Consider the following 373-nt stretch of genomic DNA (forward strand, 5'->3'; position numbering starts at 1 on the left):
AGGAGGCGGGGCCGGACCCGCCAGGGTGGGCGGCGTAGCGTCGCGGGCGCAGGCAATGGGCCTGCGTCATCCGGAGCCTCCCGCCCATGAACGACCCGCAGACCGACCGACACCAAGAAATCGCTCTGTTTCGCTATGGGGTGATTGCCGAGCTTGTGCAGTGGCCCAAGGAGAGGAAAGGGCTCTATGCGGCCATCGCGGCCAAGGCCGAACGCGCGTACGCCATTCCTGGCAGCACCCGCACCCGCATCGCCGCCGAGACCATCCGCGATTGGCTCAAGGCCTATCGGCGTGGCGGCTTCGAGGCGTTGCTGCCGAAGCCGCGCGCCGATCGCGGCCAGGCGCGCCGCCTGCCGCCGAGCGTGGTGGAGGC

General features: G+C 70.5%; 1 protein-coding gene. It reads left to right on the forward strand.

Annotated elements, in window-relative coordinates; translation table 11 throughout:
* Positions 1 to 86: 86 nt before the first annotated feature.
* Positions 87 to 373 (forward strand): helix-turn-helix domain-containing protein (locus tag G3446_RS27350; RefSeq protein WP_164456767.1); only part of this gene is annotated, 287 nt, incomplete at its 3' end.

Source organism: Thiorhodococcus minor (assembly GCF_010820565.1).
Classification (GTDB): domain Bacteria; phylum Pseudomonadota; class Gammaproteobacteria; order Chromatiales; family Chromatiaceae; genus Thiorhodococcus; species Thiorhodococcus minor.